Raw genomic sequence first — 15888 nt, 5'->3', positions numbered from 1 at the left:
GCGGATCCGACCCGACAGTGTTCGGCAAAGCGCTACTACAAGGCGCGTCGCCTGGACAACGAGGTGAGTTCCGCTGTCACGTGTTGCCATGCGACCGAGGAGGGGTCGATCACGTCGTAGTGGTCCGCCTTCGGGACGGCGACGAGTCGTGTGGAGGGGTGTGCCGCCGCGTACGTGTGGCTCAGGGCGAGCGGGACTGTGGCGTCCTCGGCCCCGTGAACCAGGGTCACCGGGGTGTCGGGCGTGTCCAGGCGCAGCGGGTCGAGGTCCGGGCGGGCAGCGGGGGACGTACCGAGGAAGGCCCGGACCGCTCCGCCGCCCAGGCCCGCGACGTCGGCGGCCGCGAGGTCGGTCACCGGTGACAACGCGACTGTGCCCAGCAGACGCCCCGGCGGGCACACCGACGCGGCCCAGAGGACGAGCTGACCACCCGCCGAGTGCCCCATCAGGACCGTCCGCAAATGCCCGGCGCCCAGCGCGGGTTGCGACGGCACCTCGCGCAGAGCCAGCCGTACGTCGTCCGTCGTCGCCTCCGGCGTGCCCGGGACGCGCCGGTACTCCAGCGCCGCCACCGGCCAGCCCGCGTCACGCAATGCGGCCGCCATGTGCCGGGTGTGCACGCGGTCGTAGGCCGGCCGCCAGAACCCGCCGTGCACCAGCAGCACGAGCGGTGTGCCGGTGCCGACGGCGGCGGCCTCGGCGGGCAGCCACAGGTCCGCGACGTGCTCGTCCTCCGGCCCGTACCGCAGTTCGCCGTCCGGCTCCGGCGTCGGCTTCGCGAGGATCGACTCGTCGTCGGCCATCAGCACGACCTCCACCTAGTGCGCCTTCGACAACAGACACGTACTCCACCACATGCCGCTGTCGTTCGACCGGAGGTCTCCGCACAGCCCGGTCGGCAATTCCGGCTGCTCGTCCGTCCGACGCCGAGGGCGCCGCCGGAAATTCGGTTGGGAGCTCGGGGCGGGGTTGGGATCATCGCTGTGTTTGCCGTGATGGGGGAGGCGCCGTTGGATGCATTCGAGTGTGCGGCGTGCGGGGCGGAACTCACCGTGCCCGTCCGGCGGGTGGCCCTGCCGGTGCATGCACGGCAGCACTACAGCTGCGAGCTCATGCCGGTGCTGATGGAGTCGGGTACGTACGCCGTCGATCCGGAGCCGTTCGGACCGCCGTGGCGGCGATGGTCGGAGGTCGCCGCGGACGACGCCGCCGCACGCGGGCTCTTCGCGCCGGTGCCCGTGGTGTCCTTCGGGCCCGCAGGAGCGGTGGTCGTCGCCCCCGGTGACGTACGTGGCACCGTGGTCATCCCGGAGCGCCGGGACGGCTACTGCTGTGGGCTCGACGGTCGCGACGGCCCCAACCTCGCATGCGAGCACTGCGGCGACGCGGTGGCGACGCTGCTCGACGACCACGCGCTGTGGCGGGCGGTATGGCTGGACCCGACGGCAGTCCGCCGCATTTCCGACGTCGCTCCCTCGCCGGCGCCGGACACCTGGGAGGCGCTGCTCCGCAACCGGCCCGGCACGCCGCCGCGCGACGGGTACGGCTGGTGGGAGCCGGAGTGGGCGGCCGCCGTCGGTGTCGCGCTGGCGCACCTGCTCGCGGCGTGCGGCGGAGTTCCGGTGGCGGTGCCCGACGGCCTGATCGCACACACGTTCCGGCGACCGCTGCGCGCGGTCCTACCGCAGGGCCCGCCGGAACTGACGCTGGCCCTCGCCGGGCCGGGGCTGCCGACGCCTGACGCCGACCTTGTCCTCGTGCCGGTTCATCCGCAGACCGGCCGGACATGGCAGTTGCCCGGGAGCGCGTCCGAGCCCGCCGTGGTGCCGCTGTCGTTCGACGTGTGGCGTTATCTGGCCTTCCCGGAGCGCCAGGCGCCGATACCGGCCACCGGCCGTATGCCGGACGACGTCCTGCGGGACGACTACGCGCCGCCGCCGCCATCCGCCGTACCGTTCCGACCGGACGAGCGGCTCTTCTTCGACCACCTCGCCCGCCTGCCTGAGGTCCGGACGCCGTGGTTGCAGGCGTTCTACGACCGGACCTACGAATGCCCGTACACCGCCTGGAGATAGGCCGTGTGTTCACGTCCCCGTCGGACAGCCCGACGGCCGGCGGGCGTCGCGGGGCGGGGTTCAACACGCGGCCTGGGAACTGCCGTTGGTGTCAGGCGGTGGCGCGGCGGCGGGCGTACTCCGGGTAGCGCGCGGTGAACAGCGCGGGCAGCACAAAGCCGAGCACCTGGACCGCCGTCGAGGCGCCACCGCCGCCGGTGCCGGCCTCGCGTAGTGCGACCAGTGTCGCGGCGGTCAGTGTGAAGGACGCCGCCCAGACCGCGGTCAGAACGGTGTTGATGCGCAGGAAGGCCGGCTTCGCCCAGATCTCACGCGGCACCGTGCGCTTCGCGATGACCAGGGTGAACGGCTTGCGCGCGGCGATCGAGGCCCACGCGGTGACGGCGAGCCAGGCGACCGACGCGGCGGCGGTCCAGTGGCGTACCGGAGAACCGGGGTCGGTGAACGCGACGGCGGTCAGCACCGCGAAGAAGCCCGCGGTGCTGACGGTGAGCAAATCGGCGGACTCGCCGGTACGGCGGCCCCTGAGCACCGAACTGGCCGCCGCGAACAAGCCGACGGCCGCGCCCCAGCGCCAGTCCGCGGTCGACACCGCGGCGAACGCGACCCACGGGACGAAGCTGCGCAGGTAGCCCATGGTCAATCCTTTCCCCGGCCGCGCTCGCGGCGTTCCGTCGGCCGTTCGGCGACGTGTCAACAATGACATGTCAGAATTGGACCATCCACCAACGACAGGTAAACATTCACAGGTAAGGTCGGCCCTATGAGCCTTCGCCACGCCCTCCTGGGACTCGTCGCCGAGCGTCCGGCGAGCGGATACGACCTGCTGAAGACGTTCGAGACCTCGCTCGCCCACGTCTGGCCCGCCACCCAGAGCCAGGTCTACGGCGAACTGGGACGCCTGGGCGATGTGGGACTGCTGACCGTCGCGGCGCAAGGGCCCCGCGGTCGCAAGGAGTACACGATCACCGACGAGGGACTTGCCGAACTGCGGCACTGGCTCCTGAGCACCGCGCCCGAACGGCCCGCGCGCAGCGACATGTTGCTGCGCGTCTTCTTCCTGGGCCGGGTGGCCGCCGACGAGGCCGCCGACTATCTGGCCCGGCAGGGCGAGGCCGCCGCGGCGCGCCTCGCCGGCTTCGAGGAACTGTCCGACTCGATCGACTGGGGCCAGGATCCACTGTCGGTCTACGGCAAGGTCGCGCTCGAGTACGGTCGGCGCATCAGTGCCGCCCAACGCGAGTGGGCGGACTGGGCGGCGGCACAGGTCCGCGCGGGTGAACGCGGGCAGTGAAGGGCCCAGCGACGTCCCCGAGCGGCCGTACCGCTACCGCAATTGCGTACCCCGCCACGGCAGTCGGTCCGGCGACAACACCGGTCGTGGGTACCGCAGCTCGGGTGCGTCGACTTGGGTGACGCGGCTTCCTGACCCGGCGCCGACCCGTGAGGGGGATCCCCGTCGACGCGGGCCCGGCCGCTGCGGCAGCCTGACGGACTGTCACGTCAGTTGGCAGACGCACAGGTCGAATATGAACCTTCTTGGGAAGGAAGCCTCTTCATGCACGTTCGCGCCCGCTTCGCCGCCGCCGTCCTGGCACCCCTCCTCCTGGCGACCGCCGCGTGCGGTGGGTCGGAGGACGGCAAGGAGGAGGCGAAGGCGACGCCAGGCGCCGGCGGCACGGCGGGTGCGACGGCCGGCGCCTCGGGCGACAGCGGTGCGGGCAACAGCGGTGTGGGAAACAGCGAGGTCGCCGACGACACCAAGGGCTACAAGCTCGTCGCTCCGGAATCGATCGACGCGTACACGAAGTCGAGCCCGGGCAACACGCCCGGCGCGAAGGAGGCCCAGGACCTCGGGGTCGACAACGCCCAGACGGTGTCCGGCATTTACAACGCGCCCAGCACCGACCCCGCCGACCGGACGAAGGTCGGTGGTACGCGGCTGACCTTCTACGGCTACTACGGCGAGGTCGCCGATCCCGCCAAGGCGCTCGACAACTACTTGGCCACTGCCGGAAACAAGGGCTTGAAGGGCACCGGAAAGCCCCAAGGGATGGAGATACAGCCCGCCGGCAGCGCCAAAACGGTGAAGCCCGCCGGCTTTGAGGGTGCGCTGATGAAGTGTCAGGACATGCAGGTCACCCGTACCAAGGTCGCAGGCGCGCCGGACGAGGGCGCGGACTTCCGGTTCACGGTCTGCGCCTGGTCCGACCACTCCACCCTCGGCGCCGCCGATGTCGTGGGCTTGGCGCAGATGAGGATCGGCGGCGAGGGCCCCACGCAGGACGAGGTCGCCGCACTGACGGCCAAGCTCTACAACGCGGCCCGTCAGAAGGCCTGACACGCAGCAGGGAAGTCGGACCGCCAACGCAAACTCAACGCTCACGCCCGACAGGACAACGGCTTCCCAGAGGCCGGTTCAGGATCCGGCTTGTCGGCGGAGGCCCGTGAGGGTGAGATCCAGGGCGGCGCGGAACTGGTCGACGTCGTCGTGGCCGTCGAACTCGTCGACGATCTCGTGGACGAACGGGAACTCCGCCGGGTCGAGTTCCCGCCATGTCTGGGCAAAGCGCCCGAGGTACTCGTCGCGGTCCGCCGCGCTGTCGAGGAGCTCTTCGGGCAGCACCCGCCCCAGGTCGATGGCAGTGCCGACGACGACGCCGACGATCGCCGAGACGGCGTGGAACCGCTGCCTCGCCGTGAGGTCGAGGCGCAGGGTCTGCTGACCGAGCTTCTCGTACAGGCGCAGCGCGTTGCCCTGCACGTCGGTGTTGCGCATGAAGTAGGCGGCCAGCCAGGGCCGCGCCACGATGGCGTCGAACAGGGTCAGGGCCATCGCGCGCAGGTCGTCGATCGGATCGTCGGTGTCCGGCAGCTTTTCGACGTCGGCCAGGACCGTGCCGATCACGTGGTCGGTGGTGCGGTCGAGCAGCTCGTCCTTGTTCGCGACGTACCAGTAGATGCTGGCGGCGCCGCCGCCGAGGCGCTCGGCGAGTGCCCGGAAGGTCAATGCCTGCGGCCCGGCCTCGTCGAGCAGGGCCGCGGCCTGGGCGAGCACGGACTCCATCGAGTGCGAAGCCCGTCGGCGTCCTGCGCCGGCGCGGTTCTGCTGGCGTGCCATGGCTCCTACCTCTCCTGTTTGCATCGAATCGAACGTTGTTCTATCGTAACTCATCGTACGACGTTCGATAACCGAACCATGTTCGATCGAAAGGAGGAGGCCCATGGTCGCCACCACGCTCTCGACCACCCCGTCTCGCACCTATCCGTCCCTGCGCGCCGCGTGGATTCCCCTGGCCGCCCTTTGCCTGGCCTTCTTCGTCGAGATGGTCGACAACACGCTGCTGTCGATCGCGCTGCCCACCATCGGCCGCGACCTCGGCAGCGGGACCACCGCCCTGCAGTGGGTCACCGGCGCTTACTCGCTGACCTTCGGCGGCCTGCTGCTCACCGCCGGATCGATGGCCGACCGGCTCGGCCGGCGCCGCGTCCTGCTGATCGGGCTGACCGTGTTCGGCGCGCTGAGCCTGTGCGTCGTCTGGGTCACCACCGCAGGTGAGCTCATAGCCCTGCGTGCCGCCCTCGGCATAGCCGCCGCGGCGATGGCCCCCATCACGAACTCCCTGGTGTTCCGACTGTTCGACGACAAGGCGCTGCGGATGCGCGCCATGACCGTGATGATCATCGTCGGCATGTCCGGCTTCGTCCTCGGCCCGCTGCTCGGCGGCACCGCGCTGGCCCATGTGCGGTGGGAATGGCTGCTGGTCGTCAACGCCCCGATCGCCCTGATCGCCTTCGTCGGGGTCCGCCTCGGTGTGCCCGCCGACCGGCCCGAGGACCTGACCCACGACAAGCTCGACGTGCCGGGCGCGGTCCTGAGCGTCGCCGCCATCGGCCTCGCCTGCTATGCGCTGACCAGCGGCGTCGAGCACGGCTGGCTCTCGGTACCCACCCTCGCCTCGATCGCGGGCGCCCTCGCGGCCGGGATCGCGTTCGTCCGCCACGAACGCCGCAGCGCGGCCCCGATGCTGGACCTCCGTCTGTTCCGCGACGGCACGGTCCGCGGCGCCACCATCGCGCAGGTCGGCACCTCCATCGCCATGGCCAGCGTGATGTTCGGGCTGATCCTGCACTTCCAGTACGCCTACGGCTGGAGCCCGGTACGCGCGGGCCTGGCGAACCTGCCGATCATCGTGACGATGCTCCTCGCGACCCCGCTGTCCGAGTGGCTCGCGCGCCGCTTCGGCCACCGCATCGCCTGCCTGGTCGGCGCCGCCTGCCTGGCCGGGGCCCTGGCCGGTCTGGCGTGGGGCGTCGAGCACGGCTACGCCGTCATCGCGGCCTGCATGGTCGTCATGACCGTCGGACTGCGCACCGTCATGACCATCTGCGCGGTCGCCCTCGTCGAGGCGATGCCCGCCAACCGCACCTCCATCGGCACCGCCCTGAACGACACCGCCCAGGAGGTGGGCTCCAGCGTCGGCACCGCGATGGTGGGCACGCTGATCGCCGTACTGGTCACCACCCAGCTACCCGCCGGCGTGTGGAGCAGCGACCTCGTGGAGTCCTTCTTCCGCGGCGAACGCATCACCTACGCCCTGCTCGCCGTCGTCGTCGGCCTGATCGCAGCCGGCGGTGCGCTGAGCCTCACCGACTCCCACAGCGTCGACGAACACCCCGCCGAGGAATCCGCCTGAGCGGCGACGAGCCTCCCGCCGGGCACTGCCACCCCGGGCGCATCGCGGCTGTTCGCGTCTCCAAAGGTTGTCTCGCGGCCGACATGGCCGTGTCGCGTCGGTCGGGTGCGGGTGTACGCGGACACCCGCCTGGTGGTCGCGGTCGGCCGATGCCGGGCAACCGCAACGGCTGCCGGGCGTTCGCCGAATCCGACGTCGACACCGCAGCCGGCGCGGTGACCGTGCTCGCCGACGGCGGCGGCTGCCGGGGCACAGCCTGCCTGATCCCGCACCGCCGCCGCCGGGCGAGCCAAACGTCACCGGCCGGCGGGTCGAGCACAACCGCGACCACCGACGAGTCCGCACCCGCGTCGAGTACGTCTTCGCGCGGATGAAGAACTGGAACGTCCCACGCCACTGCCACCGCAAAGGCGACGGCGTGGTCTGGGCCGTGAGCGATGTCCCGCGGATGCACGACCTCGCCCTGACCGGACGATCAACGCGACCGCAGGCCAACGCCGTTCGCCGGTTGCCCGACAATCCTCAGCCGCTGGCCGTCGTCCGGGCCCAGGCGGAGCAGATCATGGCCGTCGAGGCGTTGTCCACGCACGCTCGGAAGAAGAGGACGGTGCTCTCGGGGTAGTCGATCGTCGTCGAGTTGGTCTCACCCTTGCCGGCCACCCGCAGCTCACCCGTGACGCTCGCGTTCTCCGAGCCCTTCCGCCACTGCACAATTGCCGTCTTTCCATCCGCAGCTGTGTCCTCGATGCCCCAGTGGTCGCCGTTGTACGCGAATTTGGCGTAGGCCCCGGGGACGGCGATCGCAACGGAGTTCCCGGACACCGAGGGCAACGGCAGGACCCATGCACTCGCGGAAGATGCGCCGATGAACGACAGGGCGGTGGTGGTGGCCAGAACACCGAGAACTCTGGCTTTGATGCCGATTTTCATGCCGATCACTCCGGTTCGTTCGATTTGACGATGATCAAGCGTTGGAATCGAACTCCCCGTTGCCGTACGGGAGTCCGGGCGGCGCGTCGTCCACGCATTCGCGGTCAGTGGTCGTTGGACCATGCCGAGTAGGTGCTGCCGAGTCCGCCTTGGCCCTCGTAGCTCATGCCGATGGTGCTGTACTCCGCCAGGTCGTATCGGCCGCCCTGGGTGGCCTGGCGCGTGGCGCACGTTCCCTTGCCCGTGGTGACGGAGAGCTTGTAGCCCGAGATGTTGTCGGAGACGTTGTCGACCGCCACCCAGGCGGCGTGGCCGTTCGCCGAGGTGTCGCACACGGAGATCATGTCTCCGTGTTCCTTGACATAGACCTTGACCCCGGGGCCGGAGTAGATGTGGTCCCACGCGATGCCGGAGGGAAGCGTGGCGGCGCCGGCCGACGGCGCGGTCACGACACCCAGCGAAGCCAGGGCGGCCGCACCGAACAGCGCGGCGACGATGTGTCGGCCGCGGGGGAAGCGCCGAGTGGTGGTGGAAGGTGCACTGGGATGAGGCATGGGCCCTCTCGAATCGTTTGTCCGTCAAGGGATTGCTCTCGGGCATGAAGTCGGCGAGAGGCGGATATACCGAGGCCGTCATGCGGGGCTGTCGCCCGACACCCGCAAGCCGGAAGCCTGTTTTCCTGAATGCCGCAGGAGCGATACGAGGTCGTCGATTTGATGTGGGGTGGGATCGCGAAGGATTCGGCCGCGATCTTGTGTCGATCGTTGTCCCCCACAACGTCACGTGCCGAGCCTGACGTCTCGGCAGTGGATCTTGCCTCGTGGTGAACGCGTCCACGATGCCAATCTCGAGTTGATGCAACCGGTGATCCGCGTACTGCCGCCCGTCGATTCACGAACAGCGCCGAGGAGACGTTGCGGTGGGTGGGCGCGGTGACGTCCGGGGAACCCGAGGTCTTCGCGCGGTTGCGGACCCGATCGCCGACCGGACAGCGGGAGGGTGGATCAGCGGATGCCGGAGGCGCGGTCGTGTCGGTACTCGCGCGGGGTGGTTCCGTACCGGCCGCGGAAGGCCCGGGCCAGGACGTCGGGATCACCGATTCCGACGGAGTGGGCGACCGCGGCGATCGACCGGTGTCTTTGCCGAGGGTCCGCAAGCATCCGCCGCGCCTCGTCCAGCCGCGTGTCGCGGATGGACCGCGCGGGGGAGGAGCCGGCCTCGCGGAAGACGAGTTCGACGTAGCGGATCGAGACCCCGAAAGCGTCCGCGAGCATGCGCGGCGACAGGGCGGGATCGGCCAAGTTCCGGCGGATGAACACCCGCATGCGTGCCAACTGTGCGGTGCGCGACAGGTGTACGTCGCCGGGGCGGGCGCCGGCACCCATCGACGCGCGAAGCGTGGACATCAGCAATTCGTAGGTGGTGTGCCCGACTTCGGCCATCGTCTCGGTCGTCAGGTCATTCACGTTGCGACCGAGTTCCGTGACGACCGCGGCCAGCACCCGAAGCATCGGGTCGCGGGCCGGGATGACGCCGCCGAGAACCGGCGCGGCGGCGAGGTCCCGCCGCAAGGCGGACCGAGGCACGTTGATCGACAGGTAGTGCGCGAACCTGTCGGCGGTGAGCGAGTACGGCTGGGTCGAGTCGACCAGCACGGCGTCGCCCGGCCGAAGCAGTCCGTGGTAGGTACCGGCGGCCGCTCGGCTGGGACGCCGGGCGAGAAGGAGGTGGTAGAAGTCCACGGGGTTGCGACTGATCAGGCGGGGAGTGCGGGCGACACGCACCGGGTCCGACGCGACGTCGCTGATGCTGACCGCCCCGAGGTCCAGGACGTTCACCCATCCCGTATAGGCGTGACGATCCGGCGGTCCGAGCGGCGTGGCGTCCAGTTCGACGATCGAGTCCCGCAGGATCTCCCGCCACACGTCGACGTCAGGCGCCGCGCCCGTACCCGGATAGCAGGGCATGGGAGCCGGCACCGACGCCGGTCGCCTGCGACCATCCGGGCCGAGCCTGTGACGGCCTGAAGAACCGGGCGGGAGGGGTCGCGCGAGATCGCCGCCTGACCGCCGATGCGTCGGCGTCTCCGGACACGTCATGGCATCACCGCCCATATCGGGCCGCACGGTTGCGTGGAGCGTTCCGTCTCCGACGGGACGCACCGGCGCCGGAAGTGACGGTCGCTGCCGCCCCGGTTGCCGCGGCGTCCGGCGTCCCCGTTGGCTGACTGGCGGCCCTCGTTGGCGGGCACCCGACGTCTCCCCTCGAATACGCCGGGAATGATAGCCACCGGCACGGCCGGGTCACGGGGAGGGCCCTTCCCTTCACGCCCATGCGTCGGATCCGGCCCGATCGGGTCGGCCGTAGGCACTGTCGTTCGAAGACCGGGTCTTGGCGGCCGCGTTCTATATACGTACGAAACTGACAATTCGGCAGCTCGGGCCGCTGTGCGGGAAGCACGGTGAAGGGGACGGCGTAGGTGTCGACCCTGACCCACCGGGGACAGCGATCACCTGCGCGCGCTGTGTGCTCACCGCGCTGTGCTCACCGCGCGATGCTCACCGCGCTGTGCTCACATCTCCTTCGAGAGCTCCGCCGACGGTGGGTCCGGGCCGAGATCCGGCTGGTTCCCGGACGTCTGGTCCTGAGGACCCGGCGCCGGCGTGGTGGCGGCTGCGTCGCCTGGTTGCATTGCGGCGGACTCCCGTCCGGGGCCAGGGCCCTGCCCCTGCTGGTCGCGCCCGACGTCACTGCCCGCGTCTCGTCCGGCCGACAGCGCCGTATGGGCTCCGTCCATACCCAGGGCGGCAATCTGCGTCACGTCCTGAGCCGTGTCGGCCGCAGTCTCCCGTGCGGCGAATGCGACCAACTGCTGCTGTACGTCCGCTGCTTGCTGCGGCCGCGCGTCAGGGGACGGCTGCATGAGGCCGGTCACCAGGTCCGCGACATCCTTGGGTACGTCCGCAACTTGGTCGAGTGGCTGCACATCGCCGTGTACTTGCGCGGTCAGGACAGCGACGACATCGCTGCCGGGGAAGGCCTTGCCCCCGGAAGCCATCTCGTAGATCACGGAGCCCAGTCCGTACAGGTCGGTGGCCGGTTCGCCCCGCGGTGGAGGCTGCTCCGACGTCGGAATCCGCTCCGGCGCGAGGTATCCGATGGATCCGGCGTTCGGGTTCAGGTCGGGCACCGCGGGATCCTGATAGGCCGCGATTCCCAGGTCGACGAGTTTGACGCTGCCGTCCGTGCCGAGCATCACGTTCTCCGGCTTCACGTCGCGGTGCACGATCCCCGCGTCGTGCGTCGCGCTCAGCCCCGCGGCGATGCCCGCGCCGATGCGCAGCGTCTCGTCGAGGCTGAGCGGTCCCCCTGCCGTGGAGAGGTGGGTCCTCAGGTCGGTCCCGCTCAACCGCTCCATGACGACATACGGAGCGCCATTGTCGAATTCGCCTTGCGCAAGGCCCGCTACGACATGGGGGCTTTGGACGCGCATGAGCATGTCCGCCTCCTGGCGGAAGCCCGCAACGGCCCTGGGGTCGTCGTTGTGCAGCACCTTCATGGCGACAGGGCTGTCGGTCACGTTGTCGGTCGCCGCGTACACGACCGCGTCGGCCCCGCGGCTGAGGACCTGTGACCCGCCTGCGTCGACGGTGTAGCGGGGCTGAGGGGGCTCGGGGACTTCGCCCGCCATGGTTCGGAAACGTCCCCTTCAAGAGTCATGTCATGTTCGCCAGATGTTAGGGGCGGCCGACGACGACCCGCCACGACGGTGCATGCGGGATCCCTGGAGGCCGGGACCCGTCGGCCGCCGCCCGCCACTTGCCGCCCGGTGTCGCGCGTCGGTGCCCCGTCAACGTTTGTCGCGGGGCTCCCGCAGGTTCGTCGCCGGGCGGTACGGGGCGGGCTGCGGTGCCGTCATGTCGAGCAGAAGCAGCGCGTCGTGGTCGGGCGTACCGGGGTGGGCGACGTACACGCCGAGGCGTTGGCCGGGGGTGCCTTCGAGCTCCATGGACTGGGCGGTGAGGGTGATGGTGCCGACGTGGGGGTGGTGGAAGGTCTTGTCGGCGGGTTTGCGGCCGGTCACCTCGTAGCGTTCCCACAGCTTGGCGAAGTCGGGGCTTTTCAGGAGCAGTTCGCCGACGAGCTGGGTCAGGTCGGGCGCGTCGGGCGCGGTGCCGGCCAGCGCGCGCAGGCGGGCGACGCAGGCGCGTACCTGCGACTCCCAGGCGGGGAACAGGTCGCGCGCGGCGGGGTGGAGGAAGAGGTAGCGGGCGAGATTGCGCTGCTTCGCGGGCCAGTCGTCCAGGCCCGCGTACAGTGCGAGGCCGCCGGGGTTCCAGGCGAGGAAGTCGAAGCTGCGGCTGACGACGTACGCGGGGTTCGGGCGCATCGCCTCCAGCAGCAGCTTCACGTGCGGACGGATGGTGCGGCTCGGCGCGGCCGGCGGCTCGGGGGCGTACCGCGCGGCGCGGGCGGCGAGTTCGCGCAGGTGCTGGTGCTCCTGGTCGTCCAGGCGGAGCGCGCGGGCCAGCCCGTCGAGCACCGACGGGCTGGGGCGGGTCTCCTTGCCGCGCTCCAGACGTACGTAGTAGTCGATGCTGATCCCCGCGAGCGTGGCCAACTCCTCCCTGCGCAGCCCAGGGGTACGCCGCAGACCCGTGCCGACGGTCAGGCCGACCTGGTCCGGGCCGGTCTGGGTGCGGCGGGCGCGCAGGAACCGGCCCAGCTCCAGGCCGGCGCTGTCGCTCGGGGTGTGCTCGGGTGCCATGACTTCAGTGTCACACCGCGCTGACCTGCGCGGCGACGCCGTGAGGGGCCCTGTCGTCACCCCCGAAGGGCCCGCCCTGCCACCAGGGGCGGAAACGCGCGAAGGTTGATTCCTGCCGATGCCTTGCGTCGCGCCGCGGACCGTACCGAACCGCCGCCACGCCTGATACGGGCACGCGGGCCGGCGCTGCTCCATCCGAGGGGGCGGCGCGTCCGACCAGGGACGGCGGCGCGCATCGGAGAGGCGGGCGGGCCATGGTGGATACCGCCGCGCGGTGCCCCCCCCGGCCCCCGGCCGCCGCCAGCCACGACCACGCCGACACCGAAGGAAGCACCCATGCAGTACGTCACCCTGAACACCGGCTCCCGGATGCCGATCCTCGGCTTCGGCGTCTACCAGATCCCGCCGGAGGAGACCGAGCGCGCCGTCGCCGACGCGCTCGCCGCCGGATACCGCCTCCTGGACACGGCGGCCGCGTACGGCAACGAGGAGGCCGTCGGCCGCGCGATCAAGAGCAGCGGTGTCTCGCGCGAGGAACTGTTCGTCACCACCAAGCTGTGGGTTCAGGACGCCCCGGCCCAGGAGAACACCCTGCGTGCCTTCGAGGCGTCGCTCGGCAAGCTGGGCCTGGACCACGTCGATCTCTACCTGATGCACCAGCCGTACGGCGACGTCTACGGCCAGTGGCGCGCCATGGAAGACCTTTACCGCGCGGGGCGGGCCAAGGCGATCGGCGTCGCGAACTTCTTCCCCGACCGGCTCCTGGACCTGATCGTCAACAACGAGGTCACCCCGGCGGTCAACCAGATCGAGACGCACCCGTTCTTCCAGCGCGCCGCCGACCACAGACTCATGCGCGAGCACGGCGTCCAGCACCAGTCCTGGGGCGGGTTCGCCGAAGGCAAGAACAACCTGTTCACCCACCCGGTCCTGGCCGCGATCGGCGCGCAGTACGGCAAGTCCGTCGCGCAGGTCGTCCTGCGCTGGCTCGTCCAGCGCGACATCGTCACGATCCCCAAGTCCGTCCGCGCCGAGCGCATGGCCGAGAACATCGACGTCTTCGACTTCACCCTCACCGACGACCAGATGGCCGAGATCGCCGCCCTGGACACCGGCACCACGCTGTTCTTCGACCACCACGACCCCGAAATGGTCGCCTGGCTTGCCAAACGACGCCTGGAGAGCTGACCCCGGCAGGGACCTGGGATCCCGGCAAGGCCGCCGTCGGGCCGCGACCGGAGGCGTGGCGACGGCGGCATGCCGCTGCCAACGCCTTCGGGCCCCCGACCACCAGCGGGCCGCGACCGCGGCTTAGCGCACGTCGTCGTCCGCGTCCCGGCGGTCGTCCGCGAGGTGCTCCAACAGCCTTTCCACGAAAGCTACTTGGGCCGGGTTGAGCTTTTCCCGCGCGACTTCGGGGGTGCACCACAGCGCGTGGTCGATCTCGGGGAAGCTACTGACGGTGCCCGACCCGGGGGGCCACACCATCTCGAAGTGGTTGCTGACCAGGGTGGTGACGTCGAAGTCGTCCTCGACCGCCCAAGCGGTGACGATCTTGCCGTTCCGCTGCGTCACCGAGCCGAGGTCGACGGCCTTGCCCGGGTCCACGACCGCGCCCGTTTCCTCCTCGAACTCCCGTACGGCGGCCGCCTGCGGCTGCTCGTCGTCCAGGTACTCGCCCTTCGGGATCGACCAGGCCCCCGCGTCCTTCCGCGCCCAGAACGGGCCGCCCGGGTGCACGATCAGCACCTCGACGATGCCGTTGCCGTTGCCGTTGCCGTTGCTGTTGCCGTTGGCATCGCCTTCACCGCCGCTGTTGAGGACGCGGTAGAGCATGATTCCGGCACTCTTCTTGACCATGGCGGGGCCTTCAGCTTGTCGTTCGGACTTCTGCCGAATCGTACGGTGGCGAAGGTCGGTTCCCCGCTCGTAGTCGTCCCGGGATTTCGCGCTCGGGGCGCCGTACGCAGTCCTTCCACAACCGCGGGCCTGGCCGAGGCCACCCGCGCTCGCGGCCGGCCGGGGTGCGCCGGGCGAGTGAACCAACGGCGTGGTTGCTCGAAGGGGCGCCGGTCGGCTGGCACGGTCTGCGGTGTCGGCAGCGAGCCGGTTCGGGCGTCCAGGAGGAGCATCGTGAAGCGTAGGCGCTGTGTGGCGGTCGTCGCCGCGGCTGTGGCGGCCGTGTCCCTGCTGGGTTCGGCCCCGGCCTTGGCCTCGACTGCGGAGGTCGCCGCCCGCCCGACGGCGGCGCAGGTTGTTCCGGCGGACGTACGTCAGGCCCGCGAGTACTACCCGGACGTCGACTACATCACTTGCGAGATCAACAAGGAACGGACTGTGCAAGGGCTGAGTCCGCTCCTGGTCTCCGACCGCGCGAGCGAGGTCGGGCGCGGCCACGCCCGGGACATGGCCGGCATGAAGCGGCTCACTTCCGTCGGAAGTGACGGCCGGGGCCTGCGCGACCGGCTCAACGACGCGGGCATCTACTCGAACCTGGTCCAGGAGTTCATGTTCTCCGGCTACAACCACGACGGCCACTTCGCCGACATGGCCACGGACCCCACCCCGGAAAACGGGTTCTACAAGGCGCTGATGAGCCGCGATGTCGTGGCGTGGGGCGTCGGTTACGACCGGCTTTACTGGGACGTCAATCTCCTGGGGTACCACCGGAAGCTGGGCGCCCGGCCCGCTGTGTGCAGCCGTACCGCCGGGTGATTGCCGCGTAACGCTGCTCGTGCACAACCCAGCTCGTGCACAACGCAGCTCGTGCACAACGCAGCTCGTGCACAACGCGGCTCGCGTACAGCGCAGTTCGTGCGCAAGGCAGTTCGCGATCGTGCAGACAGATGGCAGCCGCGCATCGGAGCGACGCGTACGCACGCCGGCCGTGACCGCCTCTGCCAGGTAGCCGAAACGGGTTGCCTGGCAGAGGCGTTCGCGCCCGAAGCGCCGTCCCGACGGCCGTCGGGCAGGCGTACGGCGACCGCAAGTAGCTTTGCGACAACCGCAGTTAAAGTGCCGAGAGTTCGTCCACCAGGTCGTCCAGGCCCAGCGAGCCCTGCGACAGCGCGGCCATGTGCCAGGCCTTGAGGTCGAACGCGTCCCCGTGTGCGCGACGGGCGTTCTCGCGGCCCAGCAACCACGCGCGTTCGCCGAGCTTGTAGCCGATGGCCTGGCCCGGGATCGTCAGGTAGCGGGTCAGCTCACTTTCGATGAACTCGGCGGACCGGCTGCTGTGCGCGCCGAAGAACTCCTGCGCCAGGTCGGGCGTCCAGCGCTCGCCGGGGTGGAACGGGCTGTCGGCGGGGATCTCCAGCTCCAGGTGAACCGCCCCGGGTGAAGTGGGGACTCGATTACGTGTAAGGATCGAGTTATGGGACGTCCGTTCACCTATCCGCTTGAGCTGCGTCAGCGTGCG

Annotated in this window: 16 protein-coding genes; 6 read left to right on the top strand and 10 right to left on the bottom strand. The window is 70.2% G+C overall.

All coding sequences use genetic code 11. The features are described 5' to 3' along the window. Positions 1-35: 35 nt before the first annotated feature. Positions 36-818 carry an alpha/beta hydrolase gene (locus tag AB0C36_RS27305; protein ID WP_358358782.1) on the bottom strand — a complete coding sequence of 261 codons (783 nt, stop codon included), beginning with the start codon at positions 816-818 and terminating at the stop codon, positions 36-38. Between the two features lie 192 nt (positions 819-1010). Between AB0C36_RS27305 and AB0C36_RS27300 the strand changes: the two genes are divergently transcribed. Next, the gene (locus AB0C36_RS27300) at positions 1011-2075 is read left to right on the top strand and encodes a hypothetical protein (RefSeq protein ID WP_358358780.1); all 1065 of its coding nucleotides are present in this window, start codon (positions 1011-1013) and stop codon (positions 2073-2075) included. A 91-nt stretch (positions 2076-2166) separates the two neighbouring features. Here AB0C36_RS27300 and AB0C36_RS27295 read toward each other — a convergent pair whose 3' ends face one another. After that, entirely contained in the window at positions 2167-2712 is a 546-nt protein-coding gene (locus tag AB0C36_RS27295) for a hypothetical protein (RefSeq protein WP_358358777.1), read from the bottom strand. A gap of 126 nt (positions 2713-2838) precedes the next feature. Between AB0C36_RS27295 and AB0C36_RS27290 the strand changes: the two genes are divergently transcribed. Together AB0C36_RS27290 and AB0C36_RS27285 are read left to right on the top strand one after the other, a co-directional pair. Then, entirely contained in the window at positions 2839-3369 is a 531-nt protein-coding gene (locus AB0C36_RS27290) for a PadR family transcriptional regulator (RefSeq protein ID WP_358358774.1), read from the top strand. A 264-nt stretch (positions 3370-3633) separates the two neighbouring features. Continuing rightward, positions 3634-4416 carry a hypothetical protein gene (locus tag AB0C36_RS27285; RefSeq protein WP_358358772.1) on the top strand — a complete coding sequence of 261 codons (783 nt, stop codon included), beginning with the start codon at positions 3634-3636 and terminating at the stop codon, positions 4414-4416. A gap of 78 nt (positions 4417-4494) precedes the next feature. On the opposite strand, the gene AB0C36_RS27280 is transcribed toward AB0C36_RS27285, so the two are convergent. Then, positions 4495-5142, bottom strand: a complete 648-nt coding sequence (locus tag AB0C36_RS27280; protein WP_358358834.1) for a TetR/AcrR family transcriptional regulator — start codon at positions 5140-5142, stop codon at positions 4495-4497. A 157-nt stretch (positions 5143-5299) separates the two neighbouring features. Here AB0C36_RS27280 and AB0C36_RS27275 point away from each other — a divergent pair, with 157 nt between their 5' ends. Further along, positions 5300-6772, top strand: coding sequence for an MFS transporter (locus AB0C36_RS27275; protein WP_358358769.1), 1473 nt, complete (start codon positions 5300-5302; stop codon positions 6770-6772). Between the two features lie 522 nt (positions 6773-7294). On the opposite strand, the gene AB0C36_RS27270 is transcribed toward AB0C36_RS27275, so the two are convergent. From AB0C36_RS27270 to AB0C36_RS27250, 5 genes are all read right to left on the bottom strand, one after another. Continuing rightward, on the bottom strand, positions 7295-7702 hold the full coding sequence (locus tag AB0C36_RS27270; RefSeq protein WP_358358766.1) for a hypothetical protein: 408 nt from the start codon (positions 7700-7702) through the stop codon (positions 7295-7297). Between the two features lie 104 nt (positions 7703-7806). Then, positions 7807-8256 carry a hypothetical protein gene (locus AB0C36_RS27265; protein ID WP_358358764.1) on the bottom strand — a complete coding sequence of 150 codons (450 nt, stop codon included), beginning with the start codon at positions 8254-8256 and terminating at the stop codon, positions 7807-7809. Positions 8257-8706: 450 nt separating this feature from the next. Next, positions 8707-9669 carry an AraC-like ligand-binding domain-containing protein gene (locus AB0C36_RS27260; protein WP_358358762.1) on the bottom strand — a complete coding sequence of 321 codons (963 nt, stop codon included), beginning with the start codon at positions 9667-9669 and terminating at the stop codon, positions 8707-8709. A 605-nt stretch (positions 9670-10274) separates the two neighbouring features. Continuing rightward, positions 10275-11393, bottom strand: coding sequence for a serine/threonine-protein kinase (locus tag AB0C36_RS27255; protein ID WP_358358760.1), 1119 nt, complete (start codon positions 11391-11393; stop codon positions 10275-10277). Positions 11394-11552: 159 nt separating this feature from the next. Further along, positions 11553-12470 (bottom strand): helix-turn-helix transcriptional regulator, encoded by a 918-nt coding sequence (locus AB0C36_RS27250; protein WP_358358758.1) that lies wholly within the window; start codon positions 12468-12470, stop codon positions 11553-11555. Between the two features lie 336 nt (positions 12471-12806). Between AB0C36_RS27250 and AB0C36_RS27245 the strand changes: the two genes are divergently transcribed. Continuing rightward, positions 12807-13658: an aldo/keto reductase gene (locus AB0C36_RS27245; protein ID WP_358358755.1), complete on the top strand. Its 852-nt coding sequence runs from the start codon at positions 12807-12809 to the stop codon at positions 13656-13658. Between the two features lie 123 nt (positions 13659-13781). Here the strand turns inward: AB0C36_RS27245 and AB0C36_RS27240 are convergent, their stop codons facing one another. Then, the gene (locus tag AB0C36_RS27240; protein WP_358358752.1) at positions 13782-14330 is read right to left on the bottom strand and encodes an NUDIX hydrolase; all 549 of its coding nucleotides are present in this window, start codon (positions 14328-14330) and stop codon (positions 13782-13784) included. A gap of 273 nt (positions 14331-14603) precedes the next feature. On the opposite strand from AB0C36_RS27240, the gene AB0C36_RS27235 reads away from it, so the two are divergent. Continuing rightward, entirely contained in the window at positions 14604-15185 is a 582-nt protein-coding gene (locus AB0C36_RS27235; RefSeq protein WP_358358749.1) for a CAP domain-containing protein, read from the top strand. Positions 15186-15480: 295 nt separating this feature from the next. Here AB0C36_RS27235 and AB0C36_RS27230 read toward each other — a convergent pair. After that, a partial coding sequence (locus AB0C36_RS27230) for a DUF885 family protein (protein WP_358358747.1) occupies positions 15481-15888 on the bottom strand: 408 nt, incomplete at its 5' end.

Source organism: Streptodolium elevatio, assembly GCF_040649515.1.
Lineage (GTDB): Bacteria > Actinomycetota > Actinomycetes > Streptomycetales > Streptomycetaceae > Yinghuangia > Yinghuangia elevatio.
The sequence above is the reverse complement of the archived record's forward strand: the minus strand, read 5'-3'. Positions and strand labels throughout refer to the sequence as shown.